The following is a 20,526-nucleotide window of genomic DNA, read 5'->3' on the forward strand; positions in this document are numbered from 1 at the left end:
GCAGTATCTTTGCACATGAAAAATTAAATAAAATGGCAAGAAGACTAAGAAAAAAACGCATAGCAATCATATTGCTTACCTTTACGGCAATCGTAGGATGGACTACACACAGCTGTGTATCTCGCTGTACATCAGCATCAGACAAGAACAAGGCGGCAGATTCGCTCCCTAAGGCTCACATCAACGATTCCATCTCAAATGCCCTGACAGAGGGGAAGGAATATCATGAGATGGACTCGGTAATAGAAAGGTATCTCAAGAGATGGGAAATCAATGGAGCCCAACTCGTCATCACCCGCAACGACTCGCTACTCTATGCCCGCGGATTCGGAATGGCTGATAAGGAGCGAGGCATCAGAATGGAGCCTAACATGCTGATGCGCTTCGCCTCGGTATCGAAACTGATTACAGCCGTAGGTATCATGAAGTTGCAGGAGATGAAGAAACTCAAACTGAACGAGAAGGTGTTTGGCGAAAAGGGAATCCTGCGCGATACCGTTTACAACAACAGTATCAAGGACCAGCGATATTACGACATCACCGTAGAACAGCTGCTGCGCCATCAGGCTGGTTTCAACAATTATGCCGGCGACCCGGTATCTTCCACCCGCTACATCATGATGCAGAACCATCTCAAAACGCCACCTGATCACCCTACTCTGCTCAAGATTCTCTTGAAGCGCCACTTGGGTTATACTCCTGGCGAAGGCAAATGCTACAGCAATCTGGGCTACATGATTCTCTCCATGATTATCGAGAAGAAGAGCGGAATGAAATATGAAAACTTCATGCAGAAGTATGTGCTCAACCCAGCCGGATGCTACGACATGCACATTGCCGGCACTTACTTAAAGGACCGCCGACCTAACGAGACGAAGTACTACATGCACCAGGGCAGCATTCCTGTGTATGAATACAACAACAGTGGACGACTGGTAGAGAAATGCTATGGAGATACCGACCTTCCACGTCTCTCGGGTGCAGGTGCTTGGTGTGGTTCGGCTGCAGAGTTGAGCCGCTTTATTGCCAGCATCGATGGTTTGCCACATGTCAAGGATATCCTGAGCAAAAAGAGCATCCAGTTTATGACAACCGATCAGCCCGACCATCAGTATTCCATCGGCTGGAACTATACACCTAAGCGCAACAAGCCATGGATTCGTACAGGTTCGCTGGCAGGCACATCTGCTATCATTCTGAAATATCCGGATAACCAATGCTGGATTCTCATCACGAACACATCCACCTGGAAGGGACATGGTTTCTCTAACGATACAATGGCTTTCTTCGAGAAACTGAGAAAGAAATATATGGCAAACATGCCAAAGAAAGACTTGTTCTTATAAAACCAAAAAGAGGGTGAATCATAAGTTAATGATTCACCCTCTTTTTATATTAATGCTTTGTTAATCCCGATTCATATATACCTTAGAATGTATACTTCAAACCAACCTGGCCACGCCAGCGGCTGTAGTATGAGCTAGGATACTTGAGAGGCATATCTGATGGGTTAGCGAACTGGAATACACCATCACCCTTGTACGTGATCGGAGAAATAAACTCGCTGTTATAACCACTACTGAAGGTACGCCCCCAATCCTTGTTCAGGAGGTTAGCCACGTTCATGATATCCAAAGTAAGTTCCAAAGCATGTACATACTTACCTGTACGGATGCCAAACTTCTGACCGAAGTGGAAATCGAAATGACTCTCGAACGGCAAGTTAGCACCATAACGCTCGAAGTACTCACCACGATGATCCTTCACATAACGAGTAGTAGCAAGCCACTGCTTCAAATTAGCACGCTGCTGCTCAGCAGTATAAGCATCAGTACCCAAGAACTGCATTTGGTCTACCTGCGCATCTGTAGGAATGAAAATCAAGTCATTACTTGTACCATTATCTCCGTTGATATCTCCACTATAAACGAGAGAGTAAGGAGAACCGCTCTGACCCTGGTAGATAAGACCTACTGTAGTGGTAAACAACTTGTTGGTTCCCCAGTTGAAGTGATAGAAAGCAGAAGCCTTCACTGTATGAGGCACATTATAACCACTATTAGCCAACTCTGGGTTGTTTGAGAAGCGATAAGTATGAGTATTACGCCAGTTGCTCTGAGCAACAGATGAGGTCATACTGCTTACAGACTCTGAGTGAGTGAATGTATAAGATGCATTCAGATCAAGACCGAACGCAAAGTGCTTAGCTGCAGACAAAGACAGGCTGTAGCTGTAGCCCTTGCTGGTATTATACATTGCATAAATGTTGGTAAACGACTTAGCATCTGCCACCTTTGTATAAAGAGGACGGTTATCCCAGTTCATGTAAGAGGTCTGAGACAAGGTCTTACCAGACTCCTCATAAGCCAAGTTCTTGTAATAAACATCATTCAGACTCTTGCTGAAGATACCCTCAGCAGTCCATTCGATACCCAGGAGATTGAAATCGAAACCAAGGTTAACACGCATAGTCTGAGTGAACTTGAAATCCTTGTCAAACACATTAATCAGCTGGCTACCGGTAGCCTTCAGATTATTTGCATTCTGTATCTGCTTGTTAGGATCCAGCAGAAGCTGCACAGCTGAATTCTTAGATGCAGAATAAGAAGAAGTCTGTACTCCAGTATTCGTAAAGTTATTGCTCAACCAAACGAAAGGAATACGACCAGTGAATACACCGATACCTCCACGAAGGATATATTTGCGGTTCTTCTCAATATCCCAACGGAAACCTACACGAGGGCTCCACATTGGTGTACTGGCAAGTTTCTGATTTGTCTTGAAACCATATCCCTTACCTGCTGCCCACTCATTGAACTTTGCATTCTCGGCAGGAGTATCAAAGAACAGAGGCATATCCATACGGAGACCATAGGTAAGCTGGAAACTGTCTGTTACATCCCACTTGTCCTGTACATAAAAGCCCAGCTGAGCTGCGCTAAACTCTGGTGCCCAACGAGGATTACCTGTCACCTCAACATTAGCCTGTGTGAAGTAGAAGTTCTTGATATACTTACCATCACCTCCCAAGCCATCAGCTCCACAACCATTGTAATAATTCAGGAAATCGTCTGGAGTATCAAAATAATAGCATCCATAGAGATTCTGAAGGAAGAGGTTAGAGAACTTGTAAAGCTCGTTATGTGTACCGAATGTCAGTGTATGATTACCCTTGTACCATGTAAAGTTATCTTCGAGGGTATAGATATCCTGATTCAATCCATTAGCCATAGAAGAATATTCATTACCAATATTCACGGTACCATTTCCTACCTTATAGATAGTGATAGATGGCGCTGGCTGACCAGAAGTACGCTCATCACGAACACGAACGTAAGATACACGTGCCTCATTGCTCAGGTTTGGAGAGATACGGCTCTGTAACTCAGCTGAGAAAGAATGAGTCTTAGATGTGAAATCATACAAGTGGTCGGTAGTATTCAATGTAGCAATACCACCCAGACCAAGCGTCTGCTTAGCATCAACATAACTCCAACGTACAGAGAACTTGTTGAACTCGTTGATATTCCAATCCAACTTCAAACCAGCTTTCTGGCTCTTCACGTTCTTATCCTTATCTGCCCATGAAGTAGCATAATCATAACCCTGACGGTTAGCCAAGTCGTAAATCTTAGACATCAGGTCTTTAGCCAGATCTGGATTAAACTTAACATCTGGAGAATCGATGGTATACTGAGTTGGGTACGACTTTTCTGAATTCTCATAGTTTGCGAAGAAGAAGAGTTTGTTCTTGATGATTGGACCACCGAGCGTAAATCCGAACAAAGTTTCCTTCTCATCATCATAAGGCTGAGCATAGGTTCCGTCCATGTTCTTATAATGACGACCTACCAAATCCTGGTTGTTACCATAGAAATAGCCACTTCCATGGAATTCATTGGTACCGCTCTTGGTTACCGCGTTGATGGCACCACCGGTAAAACCACCCTGGCGAACATCGAAAGGAGCGATATTTACCTGAATCTGGTCAATAGTCTCCATAGAAACAGGCTGAGATCCTGCCTGACCACCATTACTGCCATTAGCAGTAAGACCGAACACGTCGTTATTCATCACACCATCAATCTGGAATGAATTATAACGGTTGTTCATACCGGCAAATGACATAGAACCAGACTGTCCGTTTGTAGTAAGCTGTGGATTCAGGCGAGCCACATCCGCAATACTGTGCGAGATAGAAGGCATATCAGCTATCTGCTGAGCATTGATACTCATGGCCGCACCGGTCTTCGTACCATTCAGACCAGCCTTACCCGAAACAACAACCTCCTGAAGCTGCTTGGCATCTTCCTGAAGAGAGCAAGAGAGATTTTGGCTTTCACCCAAGTTCAGACTGACATTGTTGAAAACCTTGTCCTTATATCCGATATAAGAGATACTTACCTTGTAAGGACCACCTGGACGCATACCCTGAATAGTATAGCGACCATCTACATTTGTTACAGCACGATACACTGTACCAGATGGCTGGTGTGTAGCAGTAACTGTAGCCCCAATAACGGTTTCGCCATTGGAAGAAATCTTACCACTAATGCCCGAAGTGGTAATCTGAGCCATTGCTGAAGTCACCACGAAGGCGAGCAAAGCTAGAAGTAGTTGCAATCTTTTCTGCATGTTGTTTAGATTCTTTTGTGAATAAATAAAGAGAGAACCGCGCACCTCGTACCGTGTGCATTCACTCTTATAAACAAATATGTTGCAAATATAAACATTATTTTTGAAACAACAAGCAAAAAACAGAGAAAAATGATAGAATATACCAAAAAGATGCAAATAAACGAAAAAAAAGATGCACTTCCCTCGAAAAAGAGAAGTGCATCGGAATGATATTATACTAATGTATAGTACGATAATCTACACAGATTCTGATTTCCAAAACTCACCCATTAGTTAAAGATGTAACGGATAGAGAACTGGATAGAATAGGTAGAGTTGAAGCTTGTGTAGTTGGTGAATGTCTTGGTCAAAGCCTCAGAACCATTACGCTGGAACTGGAAAGACTCTTTCTTAGAGTCATACTTCAACAAAGAACTGTTAACAACCTTCTTGTAAAGACCCCAGTTGCTATTAAGCAAGTTTGCCAGGTTCTTGATATCAACTCCAAACTGCAATGTATTGCGCTGACCAGCTACATTCATGTAGAAGTTCTGTGCAAACTTGAAGTCCAGCTGATGATGCCAAGGCATCTTGGCTCCACCACGCTCAGCATACTTACCCTTGCGTCCCTTCAGGTAAGAATCCTGATTGATATAGTTCCAGAAATCATCCTTCTGCTGTTCTGCTGTATAAGTCTGCTTCTGCTTTTTAGCATCAGTATAAATATAGTCAGAGAAGTTCCAGGCATCAAGCGCCTCACGACTTGCTGGAACATAAAGCAAGCTGTTAGAGCCCTTATAATCGTTCACTACATTACCAGCAAATGTATATGAGAATCTTGTTGCAGCATATGGATCATAGCCAAAATTAGTTCCCTCATATACCAAACCAACCATTGTACCGAAATGCTTAGCATAATCCTTAGAATAGCTGGCAGTAATCAGCAAACGGTTAGGAGCAACATAGTTTGCAAAACCGATTTCCTTATCATTATGGGCATTCACAGAATAACGGTTGTTCTTATAGGCAGAAGTTACCTGGTCGCCAATACCGTCACCATATGATTTCGCCTGTGCCATGGTATAAGAAGCCGAGAGGTCGAGACCAAAGTCAAACTTCTTTGCCAAAGAGAATGTCAAAGATTCATAATGTGCCTTGTGACCAGCATTTGTAATCAAATATGGTGTCACCGATTTATTTGAACATGTAAGATAATGACGAGTATCCTCTGGACTCAAAGTAATGGTCTTCTTTCCATCCCAGTAATAGTTCTGAGTGGTAACTACAGATGGGTTGAAATCACGGCTATAGATTCCCTCAACAGAGAAATTGATATCGTATGGCAACTTCACGTCAACAGCCAGAGATGACTTCCATGTTGCATTCATCTTCAAGTCCTTATCGATGATGGTTGGAGTCTGAGGTGCAGCATTTGGCTCCTTAGGCAGAGATAAGCCGCTGTCAGACAACTGCTCTGCAACTGTAGGATAGAACTTAGAAATCTCACCAAAAGTTGGAGTTGCTTTACCATCCCCCTGAATATAGGAGTACTGATACTGACCACAACCCGAATTAGACACAGCAGAAACGAGCCATACGAAAGGCAAACGACCGATAAAGTATCCGGTACCACCACGGAGTACGACCTTCTGATTGCCGAGAACATCCCAGTTGAAACCTACTCGAGGAGAAACTGTGACAGGAGCATCAGGCAACTGATCTGTTGTATAGCTTACTTCAGAACCATCAGCCATCTTGAACTTCAGGTCAGCAAACTTAGCATTATAATTGTTCTTCAACTCAGGATAGATAGGAGCCTCCATACGGATACCGGCAGTCATGCGGAATCTGTCAGAGAAGTTAATCTGATCCTGTACATACGCAGAGAACTGATTATACTTCATTTTAGCATGGAAAGGTTCTGTACCATTGAACGGATAGGTAATACCATAGGCAAAAGGCTGACCTCCAGCCATGAATTCATCTAATGAATTATAAACATAGTAACCATTCATGGCAGCACCGAATCCATTCAGAGCCTCATTGGTTTCATACTGAACACCAGCCAGGAAATTATGCTTTCCAATCATGAAAGAAGCCTCATCGGTGGCAACGAAAGTCTTCACCTGAGCTAAGTTTCCGGCAGTAAAGACATCAGGACCGAATGAGAGATAATCTGAGCCGTTCTGCAAAATATCTACTGTAGGGAATACACCACCTGTGTAAGAACGAGGCTCATCCTGAAAAGAGTATGTCAAACGTAAAGCATTGTTGACGATGCCCCACTTTGAGTTCCATTCTGCTGCAAAAGAGGTAAAGTTGCGGTCTTTGCAATAACGCGCACTTTCAAAATACATTGCCGAATTAGAAGTACGATTACCCTTGCCTGCAGAAATTCCTTCACCTCCCAAATAGAGTGCATTGGTTGAGAAAGGACTGGTTGAAGACGATGGAGCATTAGAATCCTTTGAATGTGAACGAGAGAAACGGAAATTCAACTTGTTTGTCTCATTGATATTCCAATCCAAACGTGCCAAAATCTTGTAGGCAGGAGTATCCAATGAATAGCCCTGATAACGGCCTGGGTTATATCCATACTTGCTGGAAAGGAAATTTGTCAATGTACTGATATCACCTACTGTAGGGCGATGTACTGTACCAGAAGAGAAGTTCCATGCATCGTTTTCTGAAGCACGAGCCACAGCCGAAGGGCCAGCAGCCATCTGAACTTCATATTCACCATTTACGAAGAAGAACAACTTATCCTTGATGATAGGACCACCAACAGTTGCACCCCAAGTAGTAGTATGAGACTGAAGACGGGTCAACTCGTAATCATCCACCTTGTTACCTTTAAGATGAGAATTGGTAGTATACATATAAGCAGAACCCTTATACTGATTGGTACCGCTCTTGGTTACTGCATTAATAGCACCACCAGTGAAACCACTCAAACGGACATCAAAAGGAGATGAAGATACAGAAATCTGATCCAATGCATCAAGTGAGATTGGTGAGCCATTACCAGGAAGGTTAGAACCGATACCAAAAGCATTGTTGAATGCTGCACCATCTACAGTTACATAGCTCTGACGGAAGTTACCACCACCAACAGAGAAACCACCTACGGTAGAAGCCTGAGGAGTCAACTTCAAGAGGTCGTTCATGCTACGAGATACGGTAGGAACAGCCTCAATCTGGTCAGCATTAATACTTGTTGTAGCACCAGCACGGTCGGTGCGCATGTTGTTGTTGCGATCAGCCACGACCACTACGTCTTCCAACTGAGCAGCATCTTCAGCCAAAGTTTCATTCAAGACTGTGTTCTGACCAAGAGAAAGAGAAATGCCCTTTACCTGCTTGTTCTTGTAACCCACGTAGGTTACTTCCAGAACATAAGGTCCACCCGGGCGCATACCCTGAATAGAATAGCGACCATCGATGTTGGTCACTGCACGATAGACTGTACCAGAAGGTTGGTGAACAGCCTTAATTGTTGCGCCAATGACGTCTTCGCCATTAGCTGTAATTTTACCACTAACGCTAGATGTAGTTATCTGCGCCATTGCTGTGGATACCATAAAGGCCAGCAAAGCCACTAATAAATGCAATCTTTTCTGCATACCTTTTATTATATAAAATTATTAAAACTTGGGGATATGCCCCCTCTTATATTGTTATCGGTTGCAAAAGTAATAAAAAAATTGCTTTTATTTGTTACAAAAACATGAAAAATAGTGTTTTATAACATAAAAAAAATCTGCGTTAAGCAAATAACGCAGATTTCTTTTAATTTGTTATTTATAGCGAGGGGTTGCTTATAGTTTTTTCGGGGCTAAAAGCGGGGACTGAGCTTTTATGACAGGCGATGGAATCGCCTGGAACGGAGGCTAGATGCCTTACTCCTTCCGCTGCCAGATGCTCATCACCTTGCGACGGATGGCTACGATGTTCAGGATAGAAACTATCAGGAACAGGAGCAGACCTAGAGCAATGGCTGGGAGCATGGTGCCCTCGTCGATATCAGGGAAGAGGGTTTCGATGAAGCCCATGTAGTAATCGCGGAGGAAGAAGAGGATGATCCACGCGATAACAAGTACCACGATGTTCAGCGCGATGGTGAGCACCTGATATGGTTTTGCTACATTGTTCGGACTGTAACCTATCAGAAGAAGATTCTCCAACTTAGAAGAGTTCTTCTGTACCAGCAGATAGATGCTGAGCATCAGAATGTAGAAGCTCAAAACGGAGATAACCAAACCGATAATCATCACCATCGATACCATCATGCGGAGGAAATAGGTAGTCTTCTCTGCATCCAGTTTGTCTGTCTCTACCTCATAACCGTTATCATCCAGGTATTTAGTGATGTTCTCGTCTCCCGGGTTTCCTACCTCTACGATGAGGCGGTTAGGATCGCTCTTCTGGTTTGGCGCAAATTCCTGGTTACTCCAGTCCATGAAAGCCTGTGGAACGAGGATGGTGTTGAGTCGCGAAGAGAAACCGATAACCTTTCCCTTGAACTGCTCTTTCTTGCCGCCAGCCTGAATCTGGATATTGAAATCAATCATGCCCATCAGTCCATCGCTGATTTTAGGGAGCGAATGACTCTGGGCGAAACCGAAGTTATACATATTAATATAGGTACGCGGGAGGATGATTGGCACCTCCTGAGTTCCCGGCGTATATTTCCAGTCCTTGAGCGGCACATCAACAAAACCGTCAGGCACACTCTCAAAGAAGAGTTCGCTATTCAGAACGTTCACGCCGTTTACACCCATCTGGGCATCTACCTTATATTCAGTAGAGGTGAATTTTCCTATCTTCTTTACAAACTTCTGGTCGCCGATTTCATCGATTTCAGAACCCGAGAAGGTATTGGAACGGCCGCTGATGGTATTTCCCATACCTATCTTCTTGCTCATGATGAGGTAGTCGGCTTTCATGAAACTGTCTTGCTGAGTGAAGACAGGCAGCACGTCTTTATAAAACTGAAAGCCGAAAAGAACGATGAGCATACCGAAGAGATTGGCGAAGGCAAAGCCCGCAAACTGAGGTATGCTGATATGCTGACGCAATAATTTCCAAACCAAATTCATAATCTAAATATATGTTCATAGTTTAAGTCCATGTGTTTACCTATACTGGTTACGATAACGCCAGCCCCCTGCTCCTTCGCTTCGGTCATCATGATATCTGCCATGATGCGCGAATTGTTGTCGTCGAGGTGACTGATAGGCTCATCAGCCAGAATGAAATCGAAAGGCTGACAGAGCGCACGCATCATTGCCACACGCTGCTGCTGTCCGAACGACATTCTGCCGATTTTGGCATCTACCTTATCAGCAATACCGAGCATATCAAACCATTTCAGTATCTGCTCACGCGTCTTGAATCCGGTTATCTTGTTTTTGATTTCTACATTCTCCAGGGCAGTAAGCTCAGGGAAGAGACGGAGTTCCTGAAAGAGATGGCTGATGTGACGCTTGCGCATCTCTACCCAGTCTTTCACCTTATAGTTGGCGGTAACATCATTGTCGAACATCACGCTTCCGCTGTAGTCGTGACGATAGCCGAGCACATAGCTGCAGAAAGTACTCTTTCCGCTGCCACTCTCTGCCTCGATAAGATAAAGATGACCTTTCTCGAAGGTAACATCCTGCTTCCATATCTCCGAATTCAGGTCGTTGCGCTGGGCAAAAACCTGTGGGAGAACGGAATGAAGCTGAATCTTTTCCACTTTTTTTATGTTTAATGTTTAATCTTTTACCTTTAAAATTAGGACTTTTTGGGGGACTAGCGATAGAATCGCTAGGAACGGGGGCGCAGAGGAGGGAGGTTCTTTTTACCCTTTTACCTTTTTATCCTTTTACCTTTAAAGTATAGACCACCGAAGTAAGATTTCCGAAGACTGGGGTGAGCAGACCGGTTACGGTAGAGATGGCATCATTCTTGCCCGAGCCGTCACTATCAGAACTCTTGGCGAGATTGATGACCATTGCCAGTTTCTGACCGACGATGAGTTTCTGAATCTTTGCATCTATCGGATGATTACTTGGTTTCACGGCATATTGCGCCATCAGCTGGTCACTTCCGCTAAAGAACTGCTTGTCATCCGTCACACCGAAATAGAACGAGGTCTTGCCATCGGTATAGAAGTAAGCATTCTTTCCCCAATTGGCTATCTTCGCACCAGCCGGACATGAAGTTTTCCAATAATCAACATCGCCCAACCAATTGGCATGCGACAGTTTAGCAGCCATCGTCATCTGCATATTGTTATCTGTAAGCGAAGGCATCACGATAGCCATATCTCCATCCACACTACGGATGATATTATCCATATCAATGGCCTGATTGATACCCATCAGGAGGGTCTGTAGGCTGCGGTTGCTCTGCATCATCGGCAGGAACTGATTGCCCTTTACGTTCATGAAGATACCCGCCAGTGCATCAGCAGGCATCGACTTGACGTAGCAGCCCTTGACCGGACGATAGGTTTGAGCCGCCTTCTTCAGAGCCTCATCTATTTCTTTATTAAAGGAGAAGGTTTCTCCCTTCACCTGCAGAATACCGTCTTTCACGTCCATCTCGGCAGCAATCACTACCTGCGAAGGGTCGGTATCCTTAGGCGTGCCAAGGGTAAATGGAGCTACGAACTTCTCCGGCAACGCCTGAGCCTGAGCCACCATAGCCATAGGCGAGGTGATGGTTTCCAGCCGTTCAAACATAGGCGATGCGGTAATACCTTCGCCCTCATCAGCCTTCAGATATTTCACCATCTGTTGCTGGAGCTGGGCCTGTGCATCGGCTACAACCGGTCCCATAACGAGGAGTGCCTGATCAGAAAAGCCGACCAGCCACGAATTTTTCAATACAGAGAAATGAAAGCCTTTGCGCTCTTTCACCTCTGTAGCGATATGCTGTTTGGCAAGCGAGGCAAGCCAGTCTTCCACATCGCCCTCATCGCTCACCTTGGCACAAAGTCCGAGGTTACCATCAGCACTCTCAAAGAGGAATATCTTCTCTGAGATGTCGATGCCACACTTCGATGCATCTTCAACGTGCAACAGAGACTTGAGCATTCCCGCCTTGTCTTCATCGCTCTTGCCGGATGCCATCTGCTGCATATCAACAGAGATGAGCGCAGTACTTTTCTTTGGAATGGCATTGAGATAGTCAGTGCCCGAGCATGAGCTCAGCAATCCCAATACGACAGCCAAGCACATGAACATCAAACTCTTATACAATCTTTTCATCACACTAGTAAATATTTTAAAGCTTCAGCCCTTCAAGGGCGTATGGATATAACTTGCTATATTCTTCTTGCCAGATGGCACATGTTGACAGCCACCAATCCTGCTGTTTCCGTACGGAGGCGACTGGTGCCAAGCGAAACACTCTCATATCCGTTTTCCAGGGCCAGTCTCACCTCATCGATAGAGAAATCGCCCTCAGGTCCTACCAGCACGGTGATGTCATCAGTACCCTCCTGGGCTGCTCCGGCGGAATCATCAGCTGGACATGACTTGGAAATCTCGGTAAAAAAGTCTTTCTTTTCAATCTCCTCATAGCAATGGCAGATAAACTTTCTGCCATTGCGGGGAGTAGTAATAAAATCTTTAAAGTTCTGCAGTTCGTTGACTACAGGTTTCCACGCCTTGTGGCTCTGCTTGACGGCAGAAACCACAATCTTATCTACGCGGTCGGTGCGGATTACCTTTCGTTCAGAAAACTTGCAGTTGAGGAAAGAGATTTCATCGAAGCCGATTTCCGTAGCCTTTTCGGTCATCCATTCTATGCGGTCCATCATCTTTGTCGGGGCGATGGCCAGGTGAATGTGTCCGCGCCAGGCAGGCTGCTGCGGCATAACCTCCTTCACCTCATAGATGCAGCGTTTGTTGGTAGCCAGCGAAACTTCTGCGCGGTAGAATACCCCCTTGCCATCCATCAGGAACAATTCGTCCCCCGCCTGGATACGCAAAACCCTGAGTGCATGAGTGGCCTCTTCCTGAGGCAGTTCTGTCTGCGTAGCCGCATCTGGCACATAGAAAAATCTAACTTCTTTCATTTCCTCTTATTGTTACTTTTTCTTCTTTATTTTCTGTTATTACGTAAAAATATCCTTTAATTATTCACCTTTTTTGGCTTTGCGGCGCTCTATCTCATCGCGAATGGCTGAGGCTGCTTCGTAATCTTCTTCATTAATAGCACAATCCAATGCTTTCTCGAGCATCTGGTCTGGCAAGGCCAAGAGTGGAACGGAACAAGCTGTCGAAGTCACGTTCTCTTTATTAAAAGGAGTAGAAAGCTCCTTCATAACCATCTCTGTTGTATACATTTCCATATCCGCAGCCATAGCCAGCAACACAGCCTGGTCAGGTTTGATACTCATTCGCTCATTTGTGATTTTATTCACAAGAGTAGCATATATTCCCCTCTCTGGCGTAGCATCGAATTCGAGATAGAAATCGTCTACATTTTGCCTGTCAAATAGTGTCCAAAGTACAGAGATCACATCATTATTAAAGTCAGAAGTTTTCGAATTACATGCCTTCAGCTGCTCTGCTACATATTCCTGAGTCAGGATAGATAAAGCTCTTTTTTCGGCTTCGTCTACCAGACTAATAATACATGTCCCGAAACCTTCCGGGATGCCAAAGCAGGCAGCGAGTTTAAGTTTGTACAACATTATTAAGTACCCTTTCTTTATTTATATTTATTTTTTACGTTATTATCTGTTTTTACTCTCGCGTTGAGTATGACCTTTTTCTTCCTTATTTCTGTTCTTTCTTCGGACGGAAAAGGACAGCAAAGGCTACAGCTACCACGAGCGCATAACCGGCAAAGATGAACCAACAGGTTTTCCAGTCACCCATCAGATAGCCATCGTCTGTCCAGTGGCAGTAATGGTTGATGACCATACCTGCGAGAATGGTTCCGATAGATGCACCCAGACCGTTGGTCATCAGCATGAACAGACCTTGAGCCGATGCTCTTACCTTCACATCACATTTCTGGTCTACGAACAGACCGCCCGACACATTGAAGAAGTCGAAAGCTACACCGTAAACGATGCATGAGAGGATGAAGAAGGTAACACCCGGGAATGCAGGATTGCCCAATCCGAAGAAACCGAATCGCAAAACCCATGCCAACATGGCGATGAGCATCACAACCTTGATGCCATATCGCTTCAGGAAGAATGGAATGAGAAGGATGCAGAGCGCCTCGGCAACCTGAGAGATGGATACCAGGAGCGTAGCATTGTTAGCTGCAAAGGTATCAAGCATCGTTGGATCGCCCTTGAAACTGGTAATGAACGGAGTGGCATAGCCATTGGTTACCTGCAGACTCATACCGAGCATGCAAGAGAAGATGAAGAACATCGCCATCTCACGGCTCTTGAAGAGTTTGAAGGCATCGAAACCCCATGTTTCAACCCAACTCTTAGCCTCTTTCTTCACTACAGGACAGCTAGGCAATGAGAAGCAATAGAGGAAGAGAAGGATGCTGAGCACACCCGATACCAGGAACTGATAATGGGTATACTGGAACTTATGGGCGTTCTCGCTCAACAGGAACGAGAATGAACCGTTGTCCCAGGTAGCACAGTTCACAATCCACATCGTAAGGATGAAACCCACGGTTCCGAACACGCGAATTGGCGGGAAGGCCTTCACGGTGTCAAGCCCATTGCTCTTTAATATACTGAATGCAGAAGTATTTGACAATGCCAATGTAGGCATATAGAATGCCACGCTGAAGGTGTAAACAGCTATAAACATTGCCTCATTAGGAGTCTGGCTAGCCTGTCCCATACCGAACAGACCTATCATGGCTGCTCCTGCCAAAAGGTGACAATAGCCCAAAAGACGTTGCGGCTGGATATACTTATCAGCAACAATACCCATCAATGTAGGCATAAAAATAGATACGATTCCCTGGATGGTATAGAACCAGGAAATCTCTGCACCCATCCCAGCCTTGCCGAGATAGTTGCCCATAGACGTAAGATAAGCTCCCCAAACTGCAAACTCCAGGAAGTTCATCACTGCTAGGCGTACTTTCAGATTCATAGTTTAATGTCTTTTTATTATAAAATATTAGCTGCAAAGATACAAAAATTCGGGAAAAAAGCACACGATTTTGAAGATTATCCGCATGAAAGCTAACATATTTAACAAATTATGTGTATTTTTGCAGTCGATTTCAACAGATATAAGAGAAAAATAAAATAGAAGCAACTGATATGTTAGTAAAATTTTTCATCACGTGCAATAAAATCGGGGCTTTCACGCTAGGCGGAGGCTACGCCATGATACCGATCATGGAACAGGAATTTGTAGACAAGAACAAGTGGATGGACAAGCAGGAGTTCATGGATATCATGGTAGTGGCGCAGACCACTCCGGGCATCTTCGCCATCGATATGGCGAGTCATATCGGTTATAAGCTGAAGGGAGTCTGGGGAGGCATTGTGGGTGCCATAGGCATTGCCCTGCCTTCTATCATCGCCATTCTCATCATCGCCATGTTCTTCCAGCATTTCAAGGACAATTATTGGGTGGGCAAGTTCTTCATGGGTGTGCGCCCTGCCGTGGTAGCGCTCATTGCTGCGCCTTGCTTCAAGATGGCAAAGACGGCAAACATCAACCGCTACAACATCTGGATTCCCGTTGTCTGCTGTCTGCTGATTGCAGCTTTCGGCATCTCCCCTATCTACATCATCATTGCTGCCGGTGTGCTCGGCTGGCTTTATGGAAAGTTTATAGTTAAAAATTAATAGTTTACAGTTTACAGAAAAGATATGTTATTTCTCAAGTTATTTCTGATATTTACCAAGATTGGTACATTTAATTTTGGTGGCGGATATGCGATGCTTTCGCTCATCCACAACGAGACGGTAGTGAAGAATCATTGGCTTACCAATGCTGAGTTTACGGATATAGTGGCTATCAGCCAGTCTACGCCGGGACCTATCGGCATCAACTGTGCCACCTACGTAGGTTATACCGCCTGCCTTCACGACGGCTATCCTACTTGGGCAGCCTGTCTGGGTTCGGTATTGGCTTCGCTCTCCATCATGTGGCTGCCTTTTATCATCATGATTCTCATCAGCCGCTATCTGATTACGCACAAGGATTCTAAAATCGTAAAGGATATCTTTGCGGGACTCCGCCCTGCCATCATCGGACTGATAGCTGCTGCCGCTGTTCTCCTGATGAATAAAGAGAACTTCGGATCACCAACCGACAATCCGTTTGTCTTCGGAGCAAGCATCGTGCTGTTTCTGGCTGCTTTCTACTTCACAAAATTCAGAAAGACCAACCCTATCCTGCTGCTTTTCATCTGCGGTATCATCGGAATGGTTATCTTCTAAACATCGCCCTGCGGTCTGAACCAACGACCTCCAGCCGATGGGTAAGACAAGGGGCTGATGCCTTCAGATAGGGACAAAAAAAAATTGATTGTCTCACGACAACCAATCTTTTATTAACCTTAATAATCTAATACCATGAAAAACACGATGCAAAGGTACAAATAATCTTGTAACCTGCAATAGTTTATAGTAAAAAACTTCAAGAATTTAACTCTCCTTAAAAGTTTTACCATCCCAATTAAATTTTCTTTGCACTTTTATTACATTTACAGCCTTCTTATCGTCAGCAGACAGGAAAGGTAAAGCCAAGCGCACTACGAGACTGTTTTCGTGTTGCAGGAGCAAAGCGCTCACGATTTTGAGTTCAATTTTCCCCTTGAGTTCATCAAACTTAGCCTCGCTCATCGTATCGGGTTTGGCAACAAGTCCGGAAGCCAGTTCCTGCAAAGATTTTCCATCGAAAATTCTGCTGGCATCCTGCTCCTGCCAATCCTGATTAAAGAGATAGAGTTCGCTCTCCTTCTCTACTCCGGCAAACGTCTTCACCACGCAAAGCAGCGAATCGCCGTTAGCCGATGGCAGTTTCTTCATCTGCAAAGTAGCGCTCTTGCTTGTTCTCAACTGGGCGAAATCAGCAGTCAGCGTATCCATCACACTCGTTTCGCCTAACAGATTCTTCACTTCTGCCTTCACTCCCATCTCCTGCAGCTCAGCAAATTCCAGCCGCAGGTTGTGGTTGAGATAAGGCACAACAGAATCGGGCATCGAAACCAGCAAGTCTTTCATCGACTTGGCTTCCATGCCCAAGCTTGCCATCATCAGGCAAGCGCATAATATATATTTTATCTTCTTCATCACTACAATTCCTTCGACCATTTCTTTCCCCAAGGAGTAAAGAGCCATGCAAGAAAGGCCAATGCTACTATTGAGCAAACGGCAAAAGTTAAAGCTAATGTATTCATATATCTACCTTTTAGAAATTAACAAACCTATTATAAATAAAATGACAGTTAAGAAGATACCCCAAAATATCGCCCAGTAAGAATCTTCCTGATTGGTCTGAACTATCCCAAACAGAGCCGCCATCCCACCTAATACCATTACAGTAAAAGTGGATTTACTCATATCAAAGAAATACTTCACTACTGTTTCTCTGACAAACTTTGCCTTTTCCTTTTCTTCTTTTGCTGCCATATTTCTCTATTTTCCGACAAAATTACGGAAAATAAATGTAACTTGCAAATGATTTGCTCATTTTCTTTCGAAATTTAACCTAAAAAAGACGAAAAAGAGGAAAGCGCTTCATTACGAAACACTTTCCTCTAATTATCTAATCATTAATCGTACAATCTTCTTTCAAAAGAGAATTACTCCTCAACAGCAGCCTGCGCCGCCGCAAGTCTGGCGATTGGCACGCGGAATGGAGAGCATGAAGCGTAGTTCATGCCAACCTTAGCGCAGAACTTAACAGATGATGGCTCACCACCATGCTCACCGCAGATACCTGTGCGGAGGTTAGGACGAGTAGCACGACCATTCTCTACTGCCATCTTGATGAGCTGACCAACACCCTCCTGGTCGAGAACCTGGAATGGGTCTACCTTCAAGATCTTCTTCTCCATGTATGCAGGGAGGAATGAAGCGATATCATCACGAGAATAACCGAAGGTCATCTGTGTCAAGTCGTTAGTACCGAATGAGAAGTACTGAGCCTCCTCTGCAATCTGACCTGCTGTAAGGGCAGCACGAGGAATCTCAATCATAGTACCAATCTCAAATTCTACCTCTACACCATACTCAGCGAATACCTCCTTAGAAGTAGCGAGGATGATAGCCTTCTGCTGCTTGAGCTCCTGAACGGTACCGATGAGCGGAACCATGATTTCAGGACATGGGTTGTAACCTTCCTTCTTCAACTCGCAAGCTGCACCGAGGATGGCACGGGTCTGCATAGCTGTAATCTCAGGGAATGTGATACCGAGACGGCAACCACGATGACCGAGCATTGGGTTGTTCTCTGCCAGAGAGTTTACACGCTTCTTGATTTCCTCTACGCTTACGCCCATCTCCTTAGCCATGGTCTCCTGACCAGCCAAATCGTGAGGTACGAACTCGTGGAGAGGTGGGTCGAGCAAGCGGATGTTCACGTGGCAGCCATCCATAGCCTTGAGGATGCCGTAGAAGTCAGCCTTCTGATATGGAAGGAGCTTGGCAAGTGCCTTCTCGCGACCCTCTACTGAGTCTGCCAGAATCATCTCACGCATAGCTACAATCTTCTGATCATCGAAGAACATGTGCTCTGTACGTGTCAAACCGATACCCTTGGCACCGAATGCACGAGCTACCTCAGCATCATGTGGAGTATCTGCATTGGTACGGATCTCCATCTTTGTATATTTGTCGCAGAGGTCCATCAACTCCTTGAAGTCGCCTGAAAGTTCTGCAGCCTTTGTCTCAATCTGTCCTGCGTAAACCTGACCTGTACTACCGTTCAGAGAGATGTAATCACCCTCCTTGTAAACAACGCCCTCAATCTCAACAGTCTTAGTCTTGTAGTCAACGTTGATAGAGCCGGCACCTGATACACAGCACTTACCCATACCACGGGCTACAACGGCAGCGTGAGAAGTCATACCACCACGAGCGGTAAGGATACCCTCGGCAGCTGACATACCAGCGAGGTCTTCAGGAGATGTTTCGATGCGAACCATGATAACCTTCTTTCCGTCATCATGCCACTCCTGAGCATCGTCAGCGTGGAATACAATCTGACCGCAGGCAGCACCTGGAGAAGCAGGGAGACCCTGTGTGATGACCTTAGCTCTAGAGAGAGCCAACTTATCGAATACTGGGTGCAAAAGCTCATCGAGCTTCTGAGGCTCACAGCGGAGGATAGCAGTTTTCTCGTCGATCATACCCTCGTGAAGGAGGTCCATAGCGATCTTCACCATGGCTGTACCAGTACGCTTACCATTACGAGTCTGGAGGAACCAGAGCTTGCCTTCCTGTACGGTGAACTCCATGTCCTGCATATCGTGATAGTGGTGCTCCAGCTTATCCTGGAGAGCGTCGAGCTCCTTGTAAAGCTCAGGCATAGCCTCTTCCATAGAAGGATACTTGGCAGCACGCTCCTCTTCAGAGATACCGGCACGCTCAGCCCAGCGCTGAGAACCAATCTTTGTAATCTGCTGCGGAGTACGGATACCAGCTACCACGTCCTCACCCTGTGCGTTGATAAGATACTCACCATTGAAGAGATTCTCACCATTACCAGCGTCACGTGAGAAGCAAACACCTGTAGCAGATGTATCGCCCATGTTACCGAATACCATCGCCATGACAGATACGGCAGTACCCCACTCATCAGGAATACCTTCCATCTTGCGGTAGAGGATAGCACGCTCATTCATCCAAGAACGGAATACAGCGCAGATAGCGCCCCAGAGCTGATCGATAGGGTTGGTAGGGAAATCCTGACCGGTCTGCTCCTTGATGGCAGCCTTGAAGAGTTCAACGAGCTTCTTGAGCGACTCTACAGAGAGGTCCTTGTCAAGTGTAACGCCCTGCTCTTCCTTTACCTTTTCGATGATAGCCTCGAATGGGTCGATATCTTCCTTGTTTACAGGCTTCAGTCCCATAACGACGTCACCGTACATCTGTACGAAACGGCGATATGAATCGTATACGAAATGAGGGTTACCGGTCTTCTTGACCAATCCCTCAGCTACTTCGTCATTCAAACCGAGGTTGAGGATGGTATCCATCATACCAGGCATAGATGCGCGTGCACCTGAGCGTACTGATACGAGGAGTGGATTCTCAACAGAACCGAACTTGCTGTTCATCTATGCCTCTGTATGAGCCACTGCAGCCATCACTTCGTCCTGAAGAAGTTCTTTGATTTTTTCCTCACCCACTTCATAATATTCATTACAAGTGTCTGTAGTAATGGTGAAACCTGGAGGAACAGGTACACCAATCAGGTTCATTTCGGCAAGGTTTGCGCCTTTACCACCAAGTACTTCTCGCATTTGGGCATTGCCTTCTGCTTTTCCGTTTCCGAATGTATAAACTCTTTTTTCGTTCATAATTATTATAGGTATAATATTTTATTCCGTTTAACGTTGTTAATTATTAATTGTAATGCAAAGATACGATTTTTATTTGATACCACCAAACTTTTATACGCTTTTTTGCTATCCCGAGATTACATTTTATACTGTTGACGCACACACGGGCAGAAAATTAACAATCCCGAATACGACAAGAAGATATTTGACGAATCTGAAAGTGCGTCTCTCGGAATTGCAGCCTGGATTTTCGGTGTTTTTTACTCCCTCCCGATGCATCTGAAACTGCGTCCCGACGTAGCGATGGCTACGTCGGGACGTACGAAAGATTGCGTCGCGATGTAGCAACGGCTGCGTCGGGACGTAATTTAAGGGTAAAAAAGTTAAAGGGTAAAGAGGTAAAAAGATTGCGAGGCGATAACAAAAGTAACAAAAGTAACAGGTGACTTCTGATGT

13 protein-coding genes and 1 pseudogene are annotated in these 20,526 nt (G+C 45.1%); 3 read left to right on the forward strand and 11 right to left on the reverse strand.

What is annotated here, in order from left to right; translation table 11 throughout:
• Nucleotides 1-32 precede the first annotated feature (32 nt).
• Complete coding sequence (locus KSW37_RS09160) at nucleotides 33-1,346, forward strand: serine hydrolase domain-containing protein (protein ID WP_217314374.1); 1,314 nt, start codon at nucleotides 33-35, stop codon at nucleotides 1,344-1,346.
• Between the two features lie 82 nt (nucleotides 1,347-1,428).
• Here the strand turns inward: KSW37_RS09160 and KSW37_RS09165 are convergent, their stop codons facing one another.
• The 8 genes from KSW37_RS09165 to KSW37_RS09200 all read right to left on the reverse strand — a co-directional run bounded on the left by KSW37_RS09165 (nucleotide 1,429) and on the right by KSW37_RS09200 (nucleotide 14,696).
• Nucleotides 1,429-4,635 (reverse strand): TonB-dependent receptor, encoded by a 3,207-nt coding sequence (locus tag KSW37_RS09165; protein ID WP_217314373.1) that lies wholly within the window; start codon nucleotides 4,633-4,635, stop codon nucleotides 1,429-1,431.
• A gap of 272 nt (nucleotides 4,636-4,907) precedes the next feature.
• Nucleotides 4,908-8,240 carry a TonB-dependent receptor gene (locus tag KSW37_RS09170; RefSeq protein WP_217314372.1) on the reverse strand — a complete coding sequence of 1,111 codons (3,333 nt, stop codon included), beginning with the start codon at nucleotides 8,238-8,240 and terminating at the stop codon, nucleotides 4,908-4,910.
• Nucleotides 8,241-8,516: 276 nt separating this feature from the next.
• Entirely contained in the window at nucleotides 8,517-9,716 is a 1,200-nt protein-coding gene (locus KSW37_RS09175) for an FtsX-like permease family protein (protein ID WP_217314371.1), read from the reverse strand.
• A complete protein-coding gene (locus KSW37_RS09180) occupies nucleotides 9,713-10,357 on the reverse strand; it encodes an ATP-binding cassette domain-containing protein (RefSeq protein WP_022121165.1) in 645 nt (214 codons plus the stop codon). Before KSW37_RS09180 ends, KSW37_RS09175 begins: the two co-directional genes overlap by 4 nt.
• A 121-nt stretch (nucleotides 10,358-10,478) precedes the next feature.
• Entirely contained in the window at nucleotides 10,479-11,876 is a 1,398-nt protein-coding gene (locus tag KSW37_RS09185; protein WP_217314370.1) for a DUF4836 family protein, read from the reverse strand.
• 56 nt (nucleotides 11,877-11,932) lie between these two features.
• Nucleotides 11,933-12,688: a 16S rRNA (uracil(1498)-N(3))-methyltransferase gene (locus tag KSW37_RS09190; protein ID WP_217314369.1), complete on the reverse strand. Its 756-nt coding sequence runs from the start codon at nucleotides 12,686-12,688 to the stop codon at nucleotides 11,933-11,935.
• A gap of 60 nt (nucleotides 12,689-12,748) precedes the next feature.
• Nucleotides 12,749-13,309: a hypothetical protein gene (locus tag KSW37_RS09195; protein ID WP_217314368.1), complete on the reverse strand. Its 561-nt coding sequence runs from the start codon at nucleotides 13,307-13,309 to the stop codon at nucleotides 12,749-12,751.
• 85 nt (nucleotides 13,310-13,394) lie between these two features.
• A complete protein-coding gene (locus KSW37_RS09200; protein ID WP_217314367.1) occupies nucleotides 13,395-14,696 on the reverse strand; it encodes an MFS transporter in 1,302 nt (433 codons plus the stop codon).
• Between the two features lie 173 nt (nucleotides 14,697-14,869).
• On the opposite strand from KSW37_RS09200, the gene KSW37_RS09205 reads away from it, so the two are divergent.
• Entirely contained in the window at nucleotides 14,870-15,403 is a 534-nt protein-coding gene (locus KSW37_RS09205) for a chromate transporter (protein WP_217315209.1), read from the forward strand.
• 24 nt (nucleotides 15,404-15,427) lie between these two features.
• Nucleotides 15,428-16,000 (forward strand): chromate transporter, encoded by a 573-nt coding sequence (locus tag KSW37_RS09210; RefSeq protein ID WP_022121159.1) that lies wholly within the window; start codon nucleotides 15,428-15,430, stop codon nucleotides 15,998-16,000.
• Nucleotides 16,001-16,207: 207 nt separating this feature from the next.
• On the opposite strand, the gene KSW37_RS09215 is transcribed toward KSW37_RS09210, so the two are convergent.
• The 3 genes and pseudogenes from KSW37_RS09215 to ppdK all read right to left on the reverse strand — a co-directional run bounded on the left by KSW37_RS09215 (nucleotide 16,208) and on the right by ppdK (nucleotide 20,088).
• Entirely contained in the window at nucleotides 16,208-16,876 is a 669-nt protein-coding gene (locus KSW37_RS09215) for a DUF3256 family protein (RefSeq protein WP_217315207.1), read from the reverse strand.
• A 90-nt stretch (nucleotides 16,877-16,966) separates the two neighbouring features.
• The gene (locus KSW37_RS09220) at nucleotides 16,967-17,194 is read right to left on the reverse strand and encodes a hypothetical protein (protein WP_217315205.1); all 228 of its coding nucleotides are present in this window, start codon (nucleotides 17,192-17,194) and stop codon (nucleotides 16,967-16,969) included.
• Nucleotides 17,195-17,367: 173 nt separating this feature from the next.
• Nucleotides 17,368-20,088: pseudogene (gene ppdK, locus KSW37_RS09225) on the reverse strand (pyruvate, phosphate dikinase).
• Between the last annotated feature and the right edge of the window lie 438 nt (nucleotides 20,089-20,526).

The sequence above is a fragment of the Segatella copri genome (genome assembly GCF_019127135.1).
Taxonomy (GTDB): Bacteria; Bacteroidota; Bacteroidia; order Bacteroidales; family Bacteroidaceae; genus Prevotella.